Origin of the sequence: Rhodococcus sp. BH4 (assembly GCF_002079265.1) — a bacterium.
GTDB classification, from domain to species: Bacteria; Actinomycetota; Actinomycetes; order Mycobacteriales; family Mycobacteriaceae; genus Rhodococcus_F; species Rhodococcus_F qingshengii.
This window is the reverse complement of the sequence record NZ_CP014942.1, coordinates 125,500-146,832: the sequence shown is the minus strand read 5'-3', so window position 1 is coordinate 146,832 and position 21,333 is coordinate 125,500. Positions and strand designations below refer to the sequence as shown.

The following is a 21,333-nucleotide window of genomic DNA, read 5'->3' as shown; positions in this document are numbered from 1 at the left end:
AACATTGGGAGTGCAAGTGTCAATCGCGGTATTGTCTCCAATGTTGCCGTGACCTTCGGTGGAGGTAAGGAATTCGGATTCGTTCGCACCGGTGGAAATAGTGCACATAGGAGTTTGAATCCGTCAAATATTCCGTCTTGGAGGGCACTCCGGAGCGTGAAGGTGATGCAGTCAGTCGGGATCTGGTGTTAGTAGTGGGCCGCCGAGCTTCTTCTGACGTCTGCGAGATTCTCGACGCACTAAGCGCGGTGCTCGATCACCGCGAAACCGTCCTCGACGGCGAAATCGTCGCACTCGGACCCGACGGTGTGCCGTCCTTCTCCCTTTTGCAGCGCCGGATGCACGTCCTGCGGCCCACCGCGCAGCTTCGCAACGAGGCTCTGACCTCGTATTATGTTTTCGACATCCTCGACGTCGACGGTACGTCGACGACCCAGCTGCCTTACCTTGGGCGCCGTGAAGCGCTCGCCAATCTCAGCCTCGAACATCCGCGCATCAAAGTTCCGCCGCACTGGCTCAACGTCGATGGGCCGACCATGTTGGAAGTCGCGAAGAAGCACCATCTGGAAGGTATCGTTGCCAAAAATATTTCCTCGATCTACCAGCCCGGCAAGCGATCTCGGGATTGGCTGAAGACCCCGTTGAGGGCTAATTGTGAGGCCGTATTGTGCGGATTCATCCCTGGATCGGGTGGCGCAGCAGGCGGAGTCGGTTCGTTGATCCTCGGGCCCACGACGACACCGGTAATGCGTGATAAACAAACGTGCTGAATGCGTGGATCTGATTGGTTGGCGCGAGTGATTCCTTGCGTCTGATATACCGAAGTAAAATTGACAATGGAGTTTGTCTGTGAGGTGGACCCGAAAGAGTTGCCTGACGAGCAGGTTCGATTGAATCGAATCCCGTTGAGCAGAAATGGAGTCGGCATAAGATCGAAATGAAACGATGAGAGCGTGCCCGAACTCACGGTCAAACAAATCCAAGTCACCTTTGATTGCGCAGACCCTGGGCGCCTCGCTCGTTTCTGGGGCGAGGTACTTGGTTACGAACACAAGGGTTCAGGATGCGTTGATCCCTCAGGTGTGGGCCCGCGCTTGTACTTTCAGCGCGTCCCTGAAGGGAAGGTTGTCAAGAATCGGCTGCACCTTGACGTGCGGGTCGGTACCGGTCTGGTGGGTGAGGAGCGCTTGGCTGTACTCGAGGCCGAATGCGCACGACTGGTCGAGCTCGGCGCGGTACGCGTGCGACTACTGCGTGCTGACGGAGTTCACGAATCGTGCCTTGTGATGCAAGACATCGAGGGCAATGAGTTCTGTCTCGACTGACTGGACGCGAACGGACGCTTTCGTGAATTGGTTGGTGACGGTGGTTTCGGTTGAACGGCTCTATCGTGCATGGGGATCGAGAGTCGAACATTGTGATCAGGGATTGGCTTGTTCGCTCGGAGGTCGATGCCTTCTGGCGATGTCGGCGGCGTAGGCGCCGTTTTGGCCGACTTCGGTGACCCAGCCCTGGGCGGTCGTTACTTCGATGCCGAGAAGTGCGGCGAGTACTGCTGCCGGCATCTGCGCGGCGAGGTCCATCAACGCTGCAGTACGCGCGGGCTGGGCTGAAATACCTACACGGTTGAAGCGGATATTGAGGTTTTGGCTGCTCATCGGGCTTCCTGCGCGTACACCCGGGAACAGCCAATCGTGATCGCTTGTTTGGGCGAGTGCGGCGCGTCCGCGGTATCTGTTGACGACCAGGTCGAGTGCCAACTGACCTATCAACGTGGGGAGGACGACGGGTTCGGTTCCAAGCGCAAGACTGACGGCGCGGTTGTCGATGCGTTGAGTGATGGCATCGGTGCGCAGTGTGACTATGCGCCTTGATGGTTGAGCGAAAAGCAACAGCAGCAGCCCCGCGAACCGGTCACAACGGTCGATGCTGGTGTCGTGCAGTAGCCGGCGAGCGTGCTTCCAGCGTTCGTCGTCGGTCATGGCGCCGGAGCCGTGGTGACGAGGACGAGGTGCGAGGAGCAGGCCGCGTCGAAAGTGTCGGCGTGCGGTAGCCCACTGGAAGAAATCACGAGCACGATGCGCCTGAGTGTTCGACATTTGCCAGCGGTCGAGGTCGTGCTGGTCCGCTTCCTCGGGCTGTCGGCCGTGCCGGCGCAAGTACTTCAGAAGATCCGCCGCGATCGACAATTTGAGCAGGGCATAGGTAGCTTGTGGTCGGGTGAGCGGTCGACGTGCTTTCGTCCGGAGTTGGTGTAACAACCGCCAGGTGGCGTAGTTGCGCAGCAGCTTTCGATCTTCCTCGTCGTCGATGTCGGAGAGGAAACGGTGAAGTTGTTCCTCGAGGGTGTGGAGGATCTCGTCGCGCGGTGCGAGTGCACCGGCGCAGACCAACGCGTCCCGTAGCGGACGTGTATGCGGCAAATTGCGATACTCGTCGAGCAGTTGGTGTGTGACGGGGCGGCCGGTCTCGCGGAGCTGGCCCAGCAGCTGAGAGCCACCCCCTTCGAGGTAGGTGAGCGTGCTCTCAAGCGATGAACGAGCGAGCGCGTCGTATATGGGCTGGAGTCGAGGAATGATGTTCGTGTCATCACCGAGCGCGGTCCGCAGCTGAGCGATGCAGGCACAGCCTCTGCACAGGCCGAAATGATGGAGATGCTCCAGTTTTCCGCACTGTCGGCAGGGTTTGAAGGAGTCGGGGTGTCTGCGATAGCACGCCTTGCATCGTGGGCCGTCGGGTAGCCATGCGCGTACGGTCATGACCCGGTGGCAGCTGTGGCACAACGCTTTCGGTAGGCCGCAGTTGTTGCAGACAGGTGCGCCGTCGGCGGTGCGGGTGCGCACGATACGAATCTGGTTGCAGATCGAGCAGGGCTCGCGGCGGAGCAGTTTGCTCGAGCACGGCTCGCAGCGCGGCGTTGCGGTGTCGGCGAAATAGCATTCTTTGAGTTTCCCGCAGAACGCGCAGATGGTTATGGGTGATCGCTGACAGCGGCGACAGCGCGGTTGTTGGCCCGCGAGCCGATACAACCGCGCGCGCTCCCCGCACCCCGGGCACGTGTCCTGGTTTTCGGGCTGGTGATTGTGGCAGCTTCGGCAAATCGGTGCGCCCGAGGCGTTCCTACTGGCGGCAGGGCGGGCGGCTCCGCACCCTGCACAGATGTGGGCGTGGTGCTGCTCGTAGCAACGGCGGCACGAACGGAGCCGTTCACGCACCGTGGTCAGTTCGACTGCGCGGTTGCAGAACGGGCAGGGTGGCATGACGAACCCGCCGATGTCTGCGTTGACGAGTGCGCGGAGTAGTCCAGTGGTTGCCGCTGTGGCGTGTGCTGCTTCAGTCGTCAGCCGCAGAGGATGCTCCGCGAGTTCGTCTGCGATTCGTCTCTGATTGCCTGCCTTGGGAAGCTCACGTTCGACGATCTCGCGGAGGAGGCCAGTGTCGACGGCTGCGTTGATGATCGTGATCTGGTTGACGAGTCGATTCAGTTGATCAACTTCCGATATCCGGTGCTCGCACGCAGCGCAGAGTGGGCGTCCTTCCCAGTCTCGGTAGCGAGTGAGCATTGATTTCTCACAGGACGTGCAGGACTCGATGCGTTTGCGTTCTCGGGTGTAGCAACTTCCGCAGATCCGTAGCGGTCCCTGCCGATTCGTCAGATCGACGTCGCGATGGCACACGCCGCACAGGGGGAGTTCGATGCCCGCTGATCCGTGGCCCTGCAGCGCTTTGATCAGTCGATCCATGGCGGGTGGGCCCAGCGGTTGTCGGTCTGTCAGCAACTCCGGATTCTCGAACAGTGCTTGCGCCAGTCGACGCTGAACGGTGATCGAGGGTGCCGCCTCAGCGAGTGCTGCTGACAACACCGAAGCCGCGAGTGTGGGGTCGGCACGTTGCACCGCGGCGTGGATGATCGACAGCGGATCGTCCAGCACCGCTGCGGCGTACCCAGAGACTGTCCGGTTCCCCATCAGGACTCGTTTGTGCCGATGATGCGGGCACGTTTGGGGCGGTGGTCACCGACAGACCCGGTTTCGTTGGCGCCGGCGGCTTTACGTCGTCTGGCCGTGGCGGTGACCGGCTCGATCAGGTCTTCCATCCGGCAGTCCAGAATGTCCATCAATGCAACCAGTGTGTTCAGGCTCAACCGTTCGGGCCGTTCGACGACCAGTCGATAGACCTGACTGGTGGACAGAGCAATGCCGCGGTCGGCGAGTAGTGGCTTGAGGTCGCTGGTGGAGAACATACCGCGGGTGGCCATGAGCGTTCGTAGGTGCCAGCGGTAGTCGAGTTTGCTGTTCAATCCATCCACTCCTCGTCTGCGGAGAGTCCCCGCTCCAATGTTCGTCGCATCATCGTGTTCATGAAGTCTCCACTGACCGCGGTATAGATCGCCGTGGTGGACGCAAACCGATGACCGACCTGTTCCTGCACGAACTTCGGATCCGCGCCGTCTTCGATCAGGTGCGTCACGTAACTGTGTCGAAGGCAGTGCGGGACCAACGTGCTCGGTAGATCCAGGGCATCGCGATAGTCGGCGAATCGCGAATCGATCTCCCTTGGTTGGAGCCGGGTGCCGCGTTCGGTCATGAACAGCGGTCCATCTGCTCGGTCTGTGAATCGAGGGCGGATGTTGGCCACGTAGTCTTGCAAAGCTTCTACTGCCCAGGGCATTACGCTCGCCACCATTCGCCGTTTGGGTGGCGAACCTCGACTGGCTTTGCCCCATCGAACGTGCAATTGCCCGAAGCTGCCCAACTCCGGGGCGGACGGGCTTCGATAGCAGTCGGTGGTGTCGAGTCGGGAGACCTCCCGAGCGCGCAGACCCCAGCCATACGCCACTTTCAGCACCGTCGCGTCACGGTAGGCGGTCAACGCGCCTTTCCGTCCGCGCTTGACCGCCAACTCCACCCTGTCGTCGGCGTAGTCCAGGAGTTGTTGCAATTCAGTGCGATTCAACGGGCGGCGGTCCGGATCGCCCTCGTAGTCGACCAGGTGACCGACCGTGTTCCACTCGTGGCAGATCTGTACAGGATGAGTACCGAACCGGTTTTCGCACTCTTCCGGCCACTTGTAGTGCGGCGAGGTCAGATAGGTGCAGAAGTCTCTCACCGCGCCTTGATAGTTCCGCAGCGTCGACTTCTTACGCTGTCGAGCGCCGACCAACTCCGCCATCCACTCGTCGAAATGGGCAGCAGTCCACAACCATGGATACTCGTCAGTGAAGGCCGAAAAACGGTTCACAGTCCCCAGGTAGGCGCGGACTGTCCGCTGGGCCATCCGCCGTCCCCCGAGCAATTGCTGCTCCCAGCCTCTGAGCATCGCGCCGAGAACGGCATCTTCGGGATGCAGCAGCGAGACGCCTTCGACAAGTTCGAGCCGCGCAGAACCGGGCAACTCACGATACTTGTCAGCCACCGCTGCCGTCTCCTTCTGGTGCACGTATATTGCGTTAGATGCAATATAAAGCCGTGAAGGCCTGATCAGCAAGGCGCGATACAATCGCGTTGTCGTTCAAAGCGCCCCGGATTCGCCAGGGAGAATCCTCGAATCGCGTGCATCCGATGCAACTCCACCGGGTTTTCAGGGGTCCTAAGATATATCGGAAACGTTGGTACGGGTCTGACCGATCGACAGCGGCGCGAACTACGGAACAAGCTCGTCGAACTCCATCAGTCGATCAGCCCGTTCACTATCGAGCCGCCGAGAGCGGTCACCCGCAATGCATCCTGGTCGAGGCCGATCCTTGTCTGCGACGTGGAATACAGGGAGTACACCGGTGGCAGCCTTCGGCACCCATCCTTTCGGCGGCTGCGCAACGACAAGACCGCTGATGAGGTCGACCTACCCGGCCGCCACTGATCGCCACCGGCTATGACGAAGCCGCCGGGCCCGAAAAAGGTGTCCAGCGGCTTCACAGGGTCGGTGCCCGTCTTGCGCCTCTCGGCAAGTGGCCGCTCGAAGCGGCATTTCTGGGGTGGTACCCGGGGCAAAGAACCGAACACCGACAGCCTCTACAACGAGACGATGCGCGAACTTATTCCGCGCTGCTGACCAGCAAAGAAAGGTCATTTTCGGGTGATGATCGAGCGCAGGACGAAACGGAAGACCACCGCGGTGCCGGCTCCGACCACAACGCCGGTCACCACCTCCGCAAGGAGAACCCCCACGGTGACACCGAGAACTGTGGCGGACGCGACCGCCAACGCGACATCGGCAGGTGCCGGCCGGGGACCGTTGATCGCGCTACCCCTTCCCTGCTGTGATGTATTTGCTGAGATCATCACACGCCATGCGAGCGTGGAAGTCGGACCCACGCTGTTCAATGGGACAGGAACCGACTACGAGGAGGTCAGGCCATGTGCGGGCGCTACGCCAACCGAAGCTCAGATAAGGAATTGCAGTCGTTTTTCGACACGATGCAGACTGTCGGCGACGAACTGCCCCCGTCGTACAACGTCGCACCCACTCAGCCCGTCCGCGTGATCCTCGAACGAACCCCACGCGAGGAACCCGACGCCGAGCCCCAGCGCCAGCTCAGGACGGTCAAATGGGGCTTGCTCCCTGCTTGGTCAAAAGACCGGAAGATGGCGTCCAAGTTGATCAACGCCCGCAGTGAAAGCGTCACGGAGAAGCCGTCATTCAGGAGTAGCGCTTCCAAAAGGCGTGCCATCATCCCGGCGACGGGATACTACGAGTGGATGAAAAGTGAAGCAGGGTCGAAGATTCCCTATTTTCTTCACGGCGAGGACGACATTCTCGCGATGGCCGGACTCTACGAGTTGTGGCCCGATCCCGAACTGCCCGAAGATGATCCGAACAAGTGGGTATGGACCTGCACAGTCTTGACTCGGCCAGCCTCAGATTCGTTGGGACACATACACGACAGGTCCCCGCTGATCCTGCCCGAATCATTCTGGGAACACTGGCTCGACCCGAATCTCACCGACAAAAGTGAAGTCCAGGCCATGATCAACTCCGTTCCGGAGCCGCACCTCGAACCCTACGAAGTCTCGACCGCTGTGAACTCTCCGAGGAACAACGATCCGAGCTTGCTCGAGCCGATCGCTGGACCGGCGTAAAGCCCAACCGCCCCGAGTCTGTTTTTATCGAACCTGTGTTCGAGTATCCTGGTGGGCGGGACGTACGCGCGGATCCAGGAAAGTGGGGCGACGATGAACCAAAAGCCCCACTCATCAGCAACAACAGTGCTGACCAAGGCGGAAAAGCTCGAACAGCTACGCCGCAAGATGGCCTCGATCCCCGCCCGCTCGGACGGCACCGAACCAGCCACACCGTCGGTGATGCTCAAACCCGTCGGCGAAAAAGAGCCGACTCCGATCGTGGCCACGGCGCAATCGACTCTCCGGATGCTTCCCGTTCCGGCGCCGATCGGTGATTTGCTCCCACGCGGCGGGTTGGCCCGAGGAACCGTCGTCAGCGTCGACGGCGCAGCATCGGTCCTCATCGGCCTTCTCGCCACCGTCACCGCCGCCGGCGGGCACGTTGCGGTGATCGGACTGCCCGGACTCGGACTCCTCGCCTTCCACGAGCAAGGTGGCAACTTGGCGAAGGTCGCGCTGGTGCCGCAGCCAAAGGATGCTGCAATCGACTGCGCTGCAATTTTGCTGGAGGGCTTCGACGTGGTTGTTCTGGGGCTCTCTGGTGGCGCTGTAACGCCCTCTCGCGGAAGGGCTGTGGCTGCGCGGGCAAGAAGTAAGGGATCGCTGTTGATCGTGACAGAAGGGCAATGGGACGGTCCGGATCTGCGGATCTTGTCGCGAGTGTCCGGATATACGGGTCTATCAGCGGGGAGAGGGCGGGTGACAGGCGTTCGGCTCGACGTCGCGGCCGTCGGCAAAGGCTTCCAACAACGCACAGGCAGCCTGGAGATCCGCGACGAGAGCGGACAACTCCGCTGGGCAACCCTCGACGACAGCACGCGTGCTGCGACACCGCCGCTCCGGGTAGCGCAGTGATCAACACCGACCACTGGACTGAACGATGGCCCGACCACCCCGTGATCAGGACATTCGACCCGCCGAGAGCGGTGAAAGTCGACATCGGCCGCGCGCTCCCGCTCGGACGTGGGGGAGCCTCGCGCGCCGATCATGTGAGCATGCGGGTGAAAACGTCCGCGCTCTACATGTCCGGGTATCTTGATGCAGCTCAACAGTTTTGGGTCAAAATGCACGACGGACAATGGTTGGCCGGGGTAACCGTGCGCGTTACCGATGCCGGCGGAACCAACCTCGTCGAAATCGACATGCTCGTGACCGCCGACGCCATCACCGAAGTGCCGGCCACCTGAACGTCTTTTACTCGATCGAAGGTGGCAGCCGCGGTCCGTGCGCTCGGAACCTGCTCCCACGCCGTTCACGCTCGCGGGCGTCCGCCAACGCTGCCTTGATGGTGGTACGCGCCGATGGAGCGATCGAGTACGTCACGCGAGGCTTCCCTGACACGCCATCCACTCCTGGATCGTGGCGGATCAACCAATTAGCTCCCGACCAACAGTGCGAGTTGAAGGCTGGACAAATGACACGCAAAAGCGCCGGTGAGCGATGTGCTCACCGGCGCTGGAAATGCGAGATCGACCTATGTCACCAGCGCTGAAAACCGGTGACGTACGTGCCATTCCAGAGCGCCGGGTCGCTGAGCGTGATGGAGACACGACCTCCGTGTGAAGCTGCCTCGTCGACGATCTGGTCGACGGTGGCGTAGACGACGTTCCCGGTGGGCTGATAGACGGAACCAGGGCCGAGGTTCACGCGCCAACCCCGATCCGGGATGGGGCCGAGGAGGTTGCCGGCATTAGTGTCGGCGATGAATCGGGTCTCGTTCTGATCGAAATTGACTCCGACAAATCCGTTGCCGGAATACGGGGTCGCGGCAGAAGCGGCACCCGCCCCGAGGAGGGCCACAGCACCGGCCGCTACCGGGACCAACAGTGCAGCTACAGCCATACGTGAACGGGACATGGAAACCTCCTGTGACGCGAAGGCTGCATCGGCCGCAACCAACTTGATTTAACTGACGGTAGCGCAAAAGGTGATAACCGAACATTTGCGAGAACATGACGTCGGTCACGTCGGCTGTAGCGCGAAGGCTCGCAATCTGGGCATTCACACTTTATGACTAGGTGAAACAAGGCTGATCGTCTTTAAGTGCGGAGGCGGAAACGATCCGCTTGCCGCTTTCAGCTCCAAATGAGTAAATGCCTGGCACTCAACCCGGTCGGTCGGATCACCTACTGCATCCGCCTGCCCGGCGGCCCGGCCACCTGCGGTGTCCCCCAAGAGGATGCTCCGCTGCGCTCCGCTCTGTAGAAGCGAAAAGATCCTTTTCCTTCCTGTCCTTCCGATCTTGATCGACGTGCTCGTCACTTGTGTGGACGCCATCACCGCGGTGCCGGCCACCTAGACGGTTGCGGAGACGGCCGTGATTGTCTCGGGGCGTGCGGGATCACTGGTTCTGTCTGGCTCGCTGGGGGTTCAGACGATACGAAGTGTTTCCCAGTCCGGACCGCAGCCCGAGTGCGAAGAGTTGGCACTCCACGTCGTTGGCGGCCTTTCGTACCTCGTACGCGGTGGTGCCGGCAGTCGGGCGTGATGATCGTTTCTCACGTCCCCGGCACAGGGTGCGCCGGGGACGTGAGAAACGATTCTAGCGCCTATTTGTGCAGGTCAACCTATATAATTGGGGAGTCTAATTCGGTAGCGGACCTGACCAGTTCGCTCGATTCTGGAGGATTCCTGTGGCTGATTTGGCTACTGCTGTGACTGTGTTGGATGCGAATGGGCGGGCGGGTGTGCCGTCGTTGCTGATTTCGGGTCCGGGGATGGGCAAGTCGAGTTTGGTGCGTGGGTTGGCTGCGGCGGATGGGGTGTTGTGCAAGACGGTGCTGGGTCGTTGCGTGAGCCGTCGGATTTCGCTGGGTTGCCGGTGGTGCGGGAGCACGGTGTGACGTTGGAGGCTCCGGCGTGGGCGAAGGAATTGGTGGCCGGTGGTGGCGGGTATCTGTTTCTGGACGAGTTGACGACGAGTCCGCCTGCTGTGCAGGCGGCGATGTTGGCGGTGGCGCTGGATCTGACTGTCGGTGATGTGCAGTTGCCGAAGGGAACTCGGGTGATTGCGGGGGCGAACCCTCCGGATTGCGCCGCTGGTGGGTACGAGTTGGAAGCGCCGTTGGCGAATCGGTTCTGCCATGTGGAGTTCACGCCGTCTGTGGATGAGTGGTTGGACGGTATGTCGACGGGGTGGGGTGCGCCACCTGCCTCGCGTGCGGTGGCCACCGATGAGCAGCGGGTTGCGTTGGTGCGCAGTTCGATCACCGGCTTTGTGCAGCGCAATCCTGATGCGTTGGATGCGTTTCCGTCGTCGGCGGCGCAGACCGGTGGCGCGTGGCCGTCGCGTCGTACGTGGTCGATGTTGGCGGCGGTGTTGCCGCATTTGCGCGAGGACGACAACGCGGCGATCAACACGGCGGTGTTCGGGTTGATCGGTGAGGGCGCGGGCGTGGAGTTCTTGGAGTGGCGACGTAGCGCCGATCTGCCCGATCCGGTTGCGGTGGTGGAGAATCCCGAGTCGGCGTTCGATTGGCAGTCGCGTCCTGATCTGGTGTGGGCGGTGCTGTCCGGTGTCACGGCGTGGGCGGTGGGACGGGGCACGGTGGAGGCCTGGCGCAGTGCGTGGGGTCCGCTGATCGCGGCTGCGGAGGCGGGCGCACCGGACGTGGCGGGCGCGGCGGCGCGCACGCTGGCGAAGGCGCGACCGGCGAAGGCGACTGTCCCGGCGTCTGCACGTCGGTTCGCGCCGATGTTGACCGCTGCGGGTCTGATGGAGGCGGCAGCATGAGCGGGGTTCGGGTCCTCGCGCCGGATGAGTTGCGGGCGTTTCGCCTGGCACGACTGGTTTCTGCCGAACAGATGCCGTATTTCATGCGGGCATTGTTCGCGGCGCAGCCTGTTGCTGCACCGGGGTTGGGCACGTTCGCGGTGGATGCGCAATGGCGGCTCTATCTAGATCCGGCGTTGTTGGTGGGGGCGGGTGCGTGGCCGGTGCCGGTGGCGGGTGCGGTGTTGCTGCACGAGGTCGGGCACTTGCTGCGGGCACACGGTGTGCGGGGGCAGTCCTTGCCGAAGCCGGTGCACCACGTGGCGTGGAATTACGCGGCGGACGCGGAAATCAACGACGACTTGCTGGCGGCGGGCATCGGGTTACCGGACGGGGTGATCACTCCACAATCGTTCGGGTGCGAGGACGGCGGAATCGCAGAGGACTACTACACGCACCTGATCGATCCGGCTACGGGACAGCAGTTTCCAGACGACGACGATGTGGGATGCGGGTCCGGTGCGGGGTGCGCGCCGGTGCCGGGGGAGTTGGGTGCGGCAGCGGGGGAGGTCGCGGACGGGTTGGACGGCGCGGAAGCGGATCTGGTGCGCCGTCATGTGGCGCGGGCGGTGCAGGCGGCGCAAGGGAAGGGGCGCGGGAGCGCACCGGCAGGATTGGCGCGCTGGGCCGGTGAGGTTCTCACGCCGCCGACCGTGCCGTGGGATCGGGTGTTGCGTGCGGTGATCCGGCGCGCGCTGGCGGATCAGTCGGGGAGGACGAACTACAGCTATGCGCGTCCGTCGCGGCGCAGCCTGCCGGGGATCGTGGCCCCGGCGATGCGGGGTCCGTCGATCACGGTGTCGATTGTGATCGACACGTCGGGGTCCATGTCGGCAGGTGATCTGTCGGCGGCGATGGGTGAGGTGGCGGGTGTACTGCGGGCAGGCGGTGTAGCGCGGGAGCGGGTACGGATTCTCTCGTGCGATGCGAAATCGACGTCTGCGCAGGCGGTGCGGTCGGTGGCCGATGTGCAGTTGGTGGGCGGCGGCGGTACGGATATGCGCGTCGGGATCGACGCGGCGAACGCGGCCCGCCCTGCCCCGCACGTGGTGATCGTGTTGACGGACGGGGATACGCCGTGGCCGGATCGGCCGTCGCGGGCGCATCTGGTGTGCGCGGTGATCGGCAACGACGCCGCACTGGCACGGACCCCGGACTGGGCGTCGAGTGTGCAGATCCCGGTCGGTGCGTCGTGAACGCGGTGAGCGGTGACCTGTTGCGGTACGCGCAGCAGGTGTTGACCGGTACCGGTCACGAGCCCGCTCAGGTGGCGAGCGTGGTCGCCGGTACCGGCGAGGATGCGGCGGCGCGGGCCTTGCGTGCGGGGTGGGAGTGCGCCGCGAATCCGGTGGTCCTGGCGTGCGAACAGACGGAGGACGTGTCGTGAGCGTGGAATGGTTCGATCTGGCTCAGCGTCTCTATGCCGCCGAAACAGGGCGCCCCGTTGCTCGGCTCGCACACACCACGTTCACCCCGTCAGCGTCGGCGCTGGCGGTGCGGGCGAGCGCACGCGGCGGCAGCGTGAGCGTGTCCGCTGCGGCGTTCGGTGGAGGTGAGGAAACCGCGTGCGATGAGGCAGGGTTGGCGTTGCTGGCACGGTTGGGCGGCACGTTGGCGGCGGATGCCCCGGCGATGTTGCTCACCGACGACGGCGGCACGATTCCGGCGCTGGTGGGGTTGGCGCGGGCGCACGCTCACCACAGTGACCCGAACATCTCCGGTAGCGCCGCGATGGTGGGGTGGTGGGCGGATCGGGCGGATCATCCCGGCACGTCGGCGGTGGTGAATCTTCCGGCCACCTCCAGTGCCCGCTACGTGCTCGGAGTGGTGCCGGAAGCGCAGCGGTCGGCGAGGGTGTGGCGGACGTGGTTTCAGATCGCGGACGAGAGTGTCGCCGGGATGCACGAATGGGCGCGTGCGATCGGCAGTGGCCCGTTGCTGCCGCTGCTCGCTGCGATCGGCGAAGACGACGCGTATTCGTTTTCTCGGGCACAGTCCGCACTGGTGGACGGCCACGACTGGTCACGTCCCGACAACACGGCCAGCGCCGCGATGGGTCTGCGAAGTCGTTGTGACGCAGCAGATGTGATGTCATCAGCCCTGCTCGATGATCCGATGTGGCGCGAGCGTGCACTGCACACCGGCCACGTCGCGGTGGGTGTGGCATCGATGACGCCGCCACCGAAAGGTTCACGTCGCCGCAACGGGTCGCTGTCGGTGACGTGTGAGCGTCTGGATCCACGGCTGCGGGTCGGATCTGCTGTCACCGGGTGGGTCGGTACACCGCGACGGCGTCCGTTCGAGCAGTTCACCGTCGAAGTCACATCGACCGAGGTTGTCGGCGGGAAGTTGGTGCTCGGACTCGGTTCGGTAGGGATGTATGCGCCGCCGAGTGGGGCGTCGGTGGTGTTGATGCCGCAAGCGGCGTCACCGCACACGATGCGCGCTGGTCGTGGCCGGTACTGGCGGCTCTACCGAGGGCGGCGGTCCTGGCTTTCGACGGGGCAGACACCCGTTCCTTCCCGGCGTGAAGTGCCGTTGGACGTGCTCATCGCGGGCGCAGAGGAATAACGCCGGCACTGGGCACAAAGTATGTAAATAGCCAGTTCAGAGACTTTTTTCCTGAAAGGTTTGATTCGTCATGCGCATTACTGCCTCGTCGTCCGATATTGCTGCCCCCTCCGGCCCGGTGCCGTCGTCGTCCCGTCCGCCCGTCCCGTCGCTGACGGGGTGGCCGGGGTCGGAGATCATGGCCGACCCGATCACAGCGCGTGTGCTGTTTTCGGTGTGGTCGGGTGATCCTGCGGTGGTGGTGCCGTCCCCTCCCGGTGCGGGCAAGACCCGCTTGGTTGCATTACTGGCTGCGGCATTGGCGCACCGGGCGGATCTGCGCGTAGGGATCGCGGCGCAGACCCGCGAACAGGCGGTGGAGATTGCACGCCGGTTGGGAACACTCACCGACCGCGCCGCATTGATGTGGAAAGCGAAAGCACCGGCACCGGACAGCGGCGACACACCGGTGGTCTCGGGACAGAAAGTGCGCTGGCAGGGCGACGTCGGTGCAATTCTGATCGGCACGACGGCGCGATGGTTGTTCTCGGACCCGGACCGAGTCGGTGCGGACGTGTTGATCGTGGACGAGTCGTGGCAATGCACCTACGCCGATCTGGGAGCGCTGGGAGCCATGGCGAAACAGGTGGTGTGCGTCGGTGATCCCGGACAGATCGACCCGGTGGTGACCGGCGATGTATCTCGTTGGGAGGGAAGCGAAACCGCACCCGATCTACCCGCCCCGATTGCACTGTTGGCTGCGCACGGCGACGTGGTGGGGATGGTGCGGTTGGCGCACACCTGGAGACTTGGCCCCGACACCACAGCACTGATCGCGCCACTGTTCTACCCCGATCTGCCGTTCACCTCGAAGCGGCCCCCGGAACACCTCACCGATTCGAGCGGAGCCGTGTGGCCCGAATTGGCGCACCGCCCGATCACAGCCTGCGGAGGCCCGTCCGATCCGGCCCTGGTGACCGCATGCGCCGCGCGGGCGGCGGAACTACTGGCAGCGGATCTGGTCACCACCGCAGGCCAGCGGCCAATGACGGCCGCCGACGTGGCCGTGGTGGTCCCGCACGTGACTCAGGCTGCGGCAATCCGTGCCCTACTGAGCGAGCACCCCGACGTACTGGTCGGCACCGCCAACTCGCTGCAAGGCCTCGAGCGTCCTGCCGTCGTGGTGCTGCACCCGTTGGCGGGATACCGGACCGCCGAACCTTTCAACCTCGATGCGGGCCGCGCCTGCGTGATGCTCTCGCGTCACCGCGCCCACATGTCCGTCGTCATCGACAGCGCGACTGCGAGCGTTCTTGCACATGGTGCGCCGTCGCCCGCGCTCGAGGTCCAGACCGGCCTGTTGGCCGCGCTGCACAGCACCCCCGCTGTGTAGTTCAACCGAAAAAGAAAGGGACTTGGGCAATGTCCGAAACAACGAAGATCGAATGCCGTGCACGCGTCTGGGAAGGAATAGACACATTCGATGCAGTCGCGGCATCGACAGCAGGCGGCAGCAAGCGCGATGACTTCCGCTACGAGCAAGACCCCGAGTCGCAGATCCACGACAACGGCGTCCGCGCTGTGCGGGCAGCAGACGGAATGATCGCGTATGCCCGCCGCTGCGGAACCGGCACCGAAGAATTGCCCACCGTGTTCGCGGACTTCCTCTCCGATGCACATCACCTGGCCGACGCGTTGGGCGTCGATTGGGATGAGGCCACACGCAATGGGGAGGGGCATTACACCGCCGAGTTGTACGGCACCGAGTAATCGGGGCACTGACGGCCCGGCAGTCCACGGACGTTCGGCCGGCAGTCCACGGACGTTCGGCCGGCAGTCCACGGACGTTCGGCCGGCAGTCCACGGCACCGGGAGTGTCAGGGGCGGAGGCTGAGGGAAGATGAACGGAATGGCCGGTACCGGTTTACATCCCAATTCGGTATCATGATGATTATGAGCACGCAGATCGCGGTACGGCTACCCGAGGACATCGTGGTGTTTCTCGACAGTGAGGTCAGTGGTGGGCGCGCGAAAAGCCGTGCTCAAGTTGTGCTTCGAGCGTTGGAGCGTGAGCAGCGTCGACAGCTTGCAGCCCGAGACGTGGAGATCTTGTCTGATGGTCTCGGAACCGGTAGCGATGTGAATATCGCCGCCGCGCACGGGAAGAAGAACTGAGTGCGGCCAATCCATGACGCCCACCTCGAAACGCTCTGTCCGGTCTTGGTTCTGACGAGGGAGCTGGTTCGGCCTCATCTGGGGACGGTCACTGTTGCTCCCGTTCGTGCGGAGGGGCGGGGGTTATCGACCGAGCTGAGTTTGGGCGAAGACAACGGTGTCGAGGACGGATCGGTTGTCGACTGCGACGGGGTGACGACCATCCCGGTGTCGGCACTCGGGGTGAATCGAGGATTTCTCTTGCCTGCTCAGGAAGTGTTGTTGACCAGGGCATTGCGATCAGCATTTGATCTCGAGTCATTAGGACGCCAGTAGCGGGGATGGGGCAGCGATGGTGGTGAGGAAGTGGGAGCAGATTCCCCTGTTCGACCTCGATCCTTCTCCGGTGCCCGGAGTTCATGGGGATGGTTCTGAGGTCGATTCTGAACCAGCGCTCTTCGATCTCGACGACGCCGCGGCGCCGGATCCCGATGCTGACGTGATGGATGCCCGTGCGCCGATTGCGGAGGATCGTGTCGCCGCGGAACCAGAGGTCGAACCAGTGGCAGGCGAAAGCGCCCCCATAGCGTGGCAAGGTACGGACTCGTCACCGTCTTCGGATTACAGCACGGAAACAGTTGTGCCCCAAGATAAGCCCATTGCTGACGTGGGACCGGAACCTCCCCCGGCGTCCGAACGGGGCGCAACCGAACCGGCCGCCCTTCCTCCCGCCGGCGAGGCAGCAGACGGCCACGCCGTCATTGTCACAGCAGCCGGCACCTACACACCGTCTGGCCATACACTCACCGGCCCAGTCGATTCCATCGAAAAACTTGACAAACTCATCAGATGGGCAACGCTCACCCCGCTGGGCGCGCCGGCACAGATCTGGATAGTGGGAATCGAAGCGTGCGAGATGCTCGGATGGATCATCGACCCGGGCAGTGAAGACGATGTCGACGACATGGAAGTCCTCCGTACCCGCGCTGCCGAAGAGCTCACCGCGATCCTCCACGCCACGCTGACCCCGATGCTGACCGCAGGATGGGAACTGCGCGGAGAACCCGGCCACGTCGTTCACCTCTCCCGCACCACCGGGAACTTCACATCCATGGTCGACATTTTCATCGAACCCTACGTGTGGACCTACTGGAACAAGGACTTCGGATGGGGCAATCGCGTGGGGGACATGGGGATCCTCGGGTCACCGGCCGCCGGAACCTACCTCCCCGACGACGACCTCCCCGCTGCCCGCGAACTGGGACGCCGACTCGCCTGGTGCGCACAACACCTCGGCGTGCTACCCGGGCCCACCCCCGCACGCACCGGCGCCGCCATCGTCGACAAGATCAAACGCGACCGCACCCGCAGCGGTAAAGGAATCGTCGTCACTGTCGGTGGACCGGTCCCACCGTTGGACGGCGAACCCCGCGGAGATCTCGAACCTGCCCTCGGATGGACCCGCATCCCGGACCTCGAAGAACTTTCCGATGCAACACAACTGGTATCGATAGACCAACGAGCTGCGTACCTCGCTTCGGCTGGCATGCTCGAATTCGGCTACGGAAAACCTCGACATCTTCGCGGCGAGGACGCGCTCGATGCTGCGCGGCAATCGAAAACCCCGTTCGGACTCTGGCGTGTAACCCTCCCACCGGGTGACATGCTGGCGCTCCCACCCGCTCTACCGTTGCCTCACCCACACATGCTCGCCGACCAACCTGTGCAGACCTGGATCACCACCGTCAGCCTCGATGCACTTCAAACGTCCATCGCCGATGGCGGAATCGGCGCAGAACTCGACGACCTCGACATCGCAGAAGCGTGGGTCTACCCCGAACAGGGTCGAGCCCTCGACAAGTGGGCGAAAATCTTGAGAGAGGCCCGCAAAGTTGCCGTTGACACCGGCGACACAGCAATGAAACGGTTCATCGGCGCCTGCTACAAGGGTTATATCGGCCGAATGGTCAACCCCGACATGTGGACCGCCAAACAAATGCAACACCATCATCAGCCGCTCTGGCGAGCAGCGATCATCGCACACTGCCGCTGGCGAGGCCGCCGCGTCGCGATGCGCATCGCGCGCGAAACCGGGCGTTGGCCACTGCGCACCGTCACCGACTCCTGGGTCTACCCCCTGCCCCTGGGCATCGACATCGCAGACGAGAGTGACGCACTCGGGAAAATGACTCTGGAAAAGAGCGCCCCGCTCACCGAAAACATAACCGTCATGCTGACCGACGCCCGCGACACCCACGAGATCAACCTCGCACTCAAAGCTGCGTTCACCGACGAAGATGAAGGAAACATATAGTGGCCCTGCATCTTCCGAAACCGCGATCTACCAAACCCGCACAGAAGACCGTCGGTTTGGACGGACTCAACGTATCTGTCTCGACAGCAGCGACCAGTGGTGTCGAAAAATCGAAATCGGTCAAAAGTGGGGGATTGGCCGGACTCACCAGCAAAGTCTCCGTACGTCAGATCCGTACCGAAATCGGTAAAGAAGGCCTACGGCAAGCAGCTGTCGACGCCGGGAGAAAGCCCCCATCTGACCGAACACTGCGCCGCTGGGCGCAGCAAGGACGAATCCCGCACCCCGACGTCACCGAACGTGCACAACGGCGAGCCGCCATCGAACGCCTCGGTGGAATCGACGCTGTCGCAAAGAAAATCGGTCGTTCACGATCAGCGGTCTCTCGCTACCGTTCCGGCGAAACGAACGAGCTGCGCGCTGACGCGAAAAAGAAACTCAAGAACGTCAAAGCGCACGACGTCATGGACCGCGCCGGCGTCCTACGACCCGACGGGCAACCCAAAAAGGCCACCATCCGAGTCCGCGGGGGAGTGTCCGTCCGCAACGGTTCCGAAGAAGGTTACGACTATCGAGTGCGTACCCTCGATTTCGCGAACTCCGACAGCCCCTTCAGTCTCGACGAAACACGAGAACTCGCCATGGCTTTGGCCAACGACGATCATGCCCGGGTGGTTGCCATCCTCGAACGTCACGCCACGATGGATTACCCTGAAAACAAGGGATTCGACCAGTACGGCGACACTTTCGGATTTCACTTCGATTCCATCGAATCCGTCCACATCGACTGGACATAGAACTGCCCTGCTCCTCGACGCACCGGGCGGGACCAGGCATCGCGTTCGCAGACCCTCGTGCGAAACACCGGTAGCGATCTCGGCACCAGAGGATATGTCGGCCAGGTTCGAAAATCGAATGGCGCCTCTCAGCCGGAGTTGTCAGGTTTGACGGGCAGTTGGGAGTCGAGTTCGGAGACAGTGGCTTCCACAGCTGCCGCGATCTCGTCGTCGGTAGGGACGAGATCGCGAACCTGGGAGGGGAGAGTCTCATAGGTGTAGTCGGCTACGGCGAGGGGTGCAGTTGTCCCGGCAAGTGAATACCGGACGACGTTGTCGTTGCGGCCGGCGCAGAGCAAGATTCCCACAGTCGGGGCGTGGATGTCCTTGTTGCGGAGGTTGTCGTCGATCCACGAAACATAGAAGCCGAGCTTCCCGACATACTCCGGCTCAAACCTGCCTACCTTCAACTCGACGACGACGAACCTCGCTTGCACCCAGTTGAAGAACAGCAAGTCGATATAGAAATCCTGATCACCGACCTCGAAATGGTATTGGCGTCCAACAAAGGCGAACCCGTGTCCCAGTTCGAGGAGGAACTGCTCCAGCCGACGCATCAGCGCGGACTCCAGCTCCCGCTCCGCGACACGTTCGGTGATGTCGAGAAAATCGAAGACGTACGGGTCACGCACCAACTGTCGGTAACACCGCTCGCATCATCCGCGAGATCACTTAGACGAATACAGCCAGCATGAACCGTTGCGCCTGCCCGGCTGAAGCGATTCTCTTCACCCGGCGCTCCCATTGTCGCATTGGCTGACGCGAGTTCTCGGCCCGATTGCTGAAAATACTTCGACCGGCGATGCTCGGCAGAGGTCAGCATCTCGCGGTACGCCACTTTGTAGCTGGCCAGCTTGGCGGTCACGAGCACCGTCGGCACGTACCGCAGACCCTTGAGTACCTTGCGGAAGAACCGCTTGGCAGCAGTGGCGTTTCGACCCGACTGGACGATAGCGTCGCTATCAGGCCGTCCTGATCGACCCCGCGCCACAAATACTTCTGCTCGCCGTTGATTCGAGGTGAACACTTCATCGAGGTACCACTTGTTGCCCGGGCGGGGCCTTCGGAGACGCAGCTCATTGGCATAGGACCGGCCGAACATCGCGCACCACTGCCGGATCGTCTGGTGGGAGACCACGACGCCGCGCTCGAACATCAGTTCCTCCACATCACGCAGGCTCAACGTGAAGCGGTAATACAGTCACACGGCGTGGCTGACGAATTCTGGGCTGTGATCACAGTCACCCACCACCCCAGCGGTCACCAGCACAGCCAAGGTGACGATGCTCGCAGCAATGTGCAGCTGATGCCCAATTGCCGCTGGAATGGTGACTGGCATGCAGTTCTATTCCCGATCTTGCAGTGATACGGCAGGAAGCTAAGCGGGAGAATGTCATTCCGCGGAAGCCGCGAGAGGCAAGCCAAGCGGGACAAGCTCGCCGAACGGATTGCACGTCGGCAGCGTGCGTATGAGAGGCCTACTGCGGGTATGGCATTCACGGATATCGCCAAGAGTTCGGGGTGCCCACTCCGACGGCGTCGGCTCTGTACGCGAATATCTTGCAGATGCAGAGAACCCTCCGTGAGGTCAATCGAGAGTATCTGGATGAATGTGTCAACCCGCTATTCATCCGAGCGGCACGCTCATGCGGTTCCCATAGGGTGCGTGGCGCTGATGCCTGTTGAAGGGGCTTGACGACTCGCTCGTTGCGATTTCGGGTCGGGTTGGTTGGTTCGGATGAGTTTGTGTTACTTGAGCTGGGCAAGTTGATTGAGGACTACTTCGGGTACTGCGGTGGCGGGGATCTGAGTGATGTGAAAGTCGCAGGGAGGAAGTGTTGTTTGTTCTCCGCGCCAGTAGTTCTCGGGGAGGACACTTCCGCGGATGGTCTGCTGATGGAGGGTTACCCCATGGGAGTCGCGCATGCCGACGATAAGTCGGTAGTGCGCGGTGATGTTGGTGATCGGGGTGTAGGCGTCGTACCCGACCGGTGTGGTTGGTGCGGAGGGGTCTATCGGTCGGTCGTCGAGGAGTATCGCGGCGAATGGGAGTGCTGCGAAGCCGCGGAGCCAATCGGCGACGTACATTGACGAGTTTTCCGCGTCGTCGGCGTCGAGGCTGTCAATGTCGGAAGAACCCGAATAGTGGTGTGTGGCTCGTAGCCACTGCATGGGGGAGGGGATCTGTAGGACTACTGGTCCTGACGCCATTGCTGTCAGTGTTTGCGCAAGATCGATGACGCTACGGGTGAGGCCCTTGTCCGCGAGCATGGTACGCAGGGCATATCCGGTTCGTTTCTTCTGAGACATTGAATCCCGCAGGGCGGGGTTCTGTTCGAGGTGATGGGTGTAGAAGTGGTTCAGGTCGAGGATGGCCAGGTCGGGTTTGAGTAGACCTTGTGCTTGGTTGAAGAAGCGGGCGTAGCTGGTGGGGTCGTCCCAGGGGGCGGGCCGGTTGCGCAGAAACACCGATTGGGCGTACGCGTGGTGATCGAGTAGGAGGGCTGTGGCGCGGCCCGAGGGTGGTGAGGCGATTGCGGTGAGAAGGCTGGTGGTCATGATGGTCTTCCTCGAGAGATTGGTGCG

Annotated in this window: 23 protein-coding genes and 2 pseudogenes; 16 read left to right on the top strand and 9 right to left on the bottom strand. The window is 62.5% G+C overall.

All coding sequences use genetic code 11. The annotated features are described in order from the left end of the window. Nucleotides 1-194 precede the first annotated feature (194 nt). Nucleotides 195-770, top strand: coding sequence for an ATP-dependent DNA ligase (locus tag A0W34_RS30035; protein WP_232330072.1), 576 nt, complete (start codon nucleotides 195-197; stop codon nucleotides 768-770). Between the two features lie 183 nt (nucleotides 771-953). Beyond that, entirely contained in the window at nucleotides 954-1,325 is a 372-nt protein-coding gene (locus A0W34_RS30030; RefSeq protein ID WP_042953669.1) for a VOC family protein, read from the top strand. Nucleotides 1,326-1,421: 96 nt separating this feature from the next. Here the strand turns inward: A0W34_RS30030 and A0W34_RS30025 are convergent, their stop codons facing one another. The 3 genes from A0W34_RS30025 to A0W34_RS30015 are packed head-to-tail and all read right to left on the bottom strand — an operon-like array spanning nucleotide 1,422 to nucleotide 5,319. Further along, the gene (locus A0W34_RS30025; protein WP_081558964.1) at nucleotides 1,422-3,968 is read right to left on the bottom strand and encodes a hypothetical protein; all 2,547 of its coding nucleotides are present in this window, start codon (nucleotides 3,966-3,968) and stop codon (nucleotides 1,422-1,424) included. Next, complete coding sequence (locus A0W34_RS30020) at nucleotides 3,968-4,300, bottom strand: helix-turn-helix domain-containing protein (protein WP_042953673.1); 333 nt, start codon at nucleotides 4,298-4,300, stop codon at nucleotides 3,968-3,970. The genes A0W34_RS30025 and A0W34_RS30020 overlap by 1 nt, the downstream gene beginning before the upstream one ends. Further along, the gene (locus tag A0W34_RS30015; protein WP_081559625.1) at nucleotides 4,297-5,319 is read right to left on the bottom strand and encodes a tyrosine-type recombinase/integrase; all 1,023 of its coding nucleotides are present in this window, start codon (nucleotides 5,317-5,319) and stop codon (nucleotides 4,297-4,299) included. The genes A0W34_RS30020 and A0W34_RS30015 overlap by 4 nt, the downstream gene beginning before the upstream one ends. Nucleotides 5,320-5,493: 174 nt before the next feature. Here A0W34_RS30015 and A0W34_RS30010 point away from each other — a divergent pair, with 174 nt between their 5' ends. Further along, nucleotides 5,494-5,859 (top strand): ATP dependent DNA ligase, encoded by a 366-nt coding sequence (locus A0W34_RS30010; RefSeq protein ID WP_081558962.1) that lies wholly within the window; start codon nucleotides 5,494-5,496, stop codon nucleotides 5,857-5,859. A gap of 206 nt (nucleotides 5,860-6,065) precedes the next feature. Here A0W34_RS30010 and A0W34_RS30005 read toward each other — a convergent pair whose 3' ends face one another. Next, nucleotides 6,066-6,281, bottom strand: a complete 216-nt coding sequence (locus A0W34_RS30005; RefSeq protein ID WP_156888965.1) for a hypothetical protein — start codon at nucleotides 6,279-6,281, stop codon at nucleotides 6,066-6,068. 75 nt (nucleotides 6,282-6,356) lie between these two features. Between A0W34_RS30005 and A0W34_RS30000 the strand changes: the two genes are divergently transcribed. Continuing rightward, nucleotides 6,357-7,079 (top strand): SOS response-associated peptidase, encoded by a 723-nt coding sequence (locus A0W34_RS30000; protein WP_081558958.1) that lies wholly within the window; start codon nucleotides 6,357-6,359, stop codon nucleotides 7,077-7,079. Here A0W34_RS30000 and A0W34_RS33870 read toward each other — a convergent pair. Further along, entirely contained in the window at nucleotides 6,970-7,206 is a 237-nt protein-coding gene (locus A0W34_RS33870) for a hypothetical protein (protein WP_442971956.1), read from the bottom strand. The two genes, A0W34_RS30000 and A0W34_RS33870, sit on opposite strands and share 110 nt — an antisense overlap. Between A0W34_RS33870 and A0W34_RS29995 the strand changes: the two genes are divergently transcribed. Both A0W34_RS29995 and A0W34_RS29990 read left to right on the top strand, forming a co-directional pair. Next, complete coding sequence (locus A0W34_RS29995; protein ID WP_081559624.1) at nucleotides 7,173-7,976, top strand: hypothetical protein; 804 nt, start codon at nucleotides 7,173-7,175, stop codon at nucleotides 7,974-7,976. The two genes, A0W34_RS33870 and A0W34_RS29995, sit on opposite strands and share 34 nt — an antisense overlap. Next, entirely contained in the window at nucleotides 7,973-8,308 is a 336-nt protein-coding gene (locus A0W34_RS29990) for a hypothetical protein (protein ID WP_081558956.1), read from the top strand. Before A0W34_RS29995 ends, A0W34_RS29990 begins: the two co-directional genes overlap by 4 nt. A 292-nt stretch (nucleotides 8,309-8,600) precedes the next feature. On the opposite strand, the gene A0W34_RS29985 is transcribed toward A0W34_RS29990, so the two are convergent. Continuing rightward, entirely contained in the window at nucleotides 8,601-8,978 is a 378-nt protein-coding gene (locus A0W34_RS29985; RefSeq protein ID WP_064113927.1) for a hypothetical protein, read from the bottom strand. Between the two features lie 776 nt (nucleotides 8,979-9,754). Between A0W34_RS29985 and A0W34_RS29980 the strand changes: the two are divergent. The 10 genes and pseudogenes from A0W34_RS29980 (at nucleotide 9,755) to A0W34_RS29935 (ending at nucleotide 18,708) form a co-directional block, all read left to right on the top strand. Beyond that, nucleotides 9,755-10,854: pseudogene (locus A0W34_RS29980) on the top strand (ATP-binding protein). Then, on the top strand, nucleotides 10,851-12,089 hold the full coding sequence (locus A0W34_RS29975) for a vWA domain-containing protein (RefSeq protein ID WP_081558951.1): 1,239 nt from the start codon (nucleotides 10,851-10,853) through the stop codon (nucleotides 12,087-12,089). Before A0W34_RS29980 ends, A0W34_RS29975 begins: the two are co-directional and overlap by 4 nt. Further along, nucleotides 12,086-12,280 carry a hypothetical protein gene (locus tag A0W34_RS29970; RefSeq protein WP_081558949.1) on the top strand — a complete coding sequence of 65 codons (195 nt, stop codon included), beginning with the start codon at nucleotides 12,086-12,088 and terminating at the stop codon, nucleotides 12,278-12,280. Before A0W34_RS29975 ends, A0W34_RS29970 begins: the two co-directional genes overlap by 4 nt. Further along, on the top strand, nucleotides 12,277-13,464 hold the full coding sequence (locus A0W34_RS29965; protein ID WP_081558947.1) for a hypothetical protein: 1,188 nt from the start codon (nucleotides 12,277-12,279) through the stop codon (nucleotides 13,462-13,464). Before A0W34_RS29970 ends, A0W34_RS29965 begins: the two co-directional genes overlap by 4 nt. Before the next feature lie 70 nt (nucleotides 13,465-13,534). Beyond that, entirely contained in the window at nucleotides 13,535-14,836 is a 1,302-nt protein-coding gene (locus A0W34_RS29960) for an AAA family ATPase (RefSeq protein ID WP_058228360.1), read from the top strand. Between the two features lie 29 nt (nucleotides 14,837-14,865). Continuing rightward, nucleotides 14,866-15,213: a hypothetical protein gene (locus tag A0W34_RS33260; protein ID WP_063892177.1), complete on the top strand. Its 348-nt coding sequence runs from the start codon at nucleotides 14,866-14,868 to the stop codon at nucleotides 15,211-15,213. Between the two features lie 183 nt (nucleotides 15,214-15,396). After that, the gene (locus A0W34_RS29950; RefSeq protein ID WP_042926289.1) at nucleotides 15,397-15,618 is read left to right on the top strand and encodes a hypothetical protein; all 222 of its coding nucleotides are present in this window, start codon (nucleotides 15,397-15,399) and stop codon (nucleotides 15,616-15,618) included. Next, the gene (locus A0W34_RS29945; protein ID WP_042926284.1) at nucleotides 15,619-15,933 is read left to right on the top strand and encodes a type II toxin-antitoxin system PemK/MazF family toxin; all 315 of its coding nucleotides are present in this window, start codon (nucleotides 15,619-15,621) and stop codon (nucleotides 15,931-15,933) included. 16 nt (nucleotides 15,934-15,949) lie between these two features. Next, nucleotides 15,950-17,911 carry a hypothetical protein gene (locus A0W34_RS29940; protein ID WP_231917492.1) on the top strand — a complete coding sequence of 654 codons (1,962 nt, stop codon included), beginning with the start codon at nucleotides 15,950-15,952 and terminating at the stop codon, nucleotides 17,909-17,911. Continuing rightward, a complete protein-coding gene (locus tag A0W34_RS29935) occupies nucleotides 17,911-18,708 on the top strand; it encodes a hypothetical protein (protein ID WP_058228359.1) in 798 nt (265 codons plus the stop codon). Before A0W34_RS29940 ends, A0W34_RS29935 begins: the two co-directional genes overlap by 1 nt. 128 nt (nucleotides 18,709-18,836) lie before the next feature. On the opposite strand, the pseudogene A0W34_RS29930 reads toward A0W34_RS29935, so the two are convergent. The 3 genes and pseudogenes from A0W34_RS29930 to A0W34_RS29920 form a co-directional block, all read right to left on the bottom strand. Beyond that, nucleotides 18,837-19,388, bottom strand: a pseudogene (locus tag A0W34_RS29930) (PDDEXK nuclease domain-containing protein); the annotation flags it as partial. Further along, entirely contained in the window at nucleotides 19,304-19,849 is a 546-nt protein-coding gene (locus A0W34_RS29925) for a DDE-type integrase/transposase/recombinase (RefSeq protein WP_328587284.1), read from the bottom strand. The pseudogene A0W34_RS29930 and the gene A0W34_RS29925, both read right to left, overlap by 85 nt. Before the next feature lie 647 nt (nucleotides 19,850-20,496). Further along, complete coding sequence (locus A0W34_RS29920; protein ID WP_042926486.1) at nucleotides 20,497-21,306, bottom strand: hypothetical protein; 810 nt, start codon at nucleotides 21,304-21,306, stop codon at nucleotides 20,497-20,499. Nucleotides 21,307-21,333: the final 27 nt, after the last annotated feature.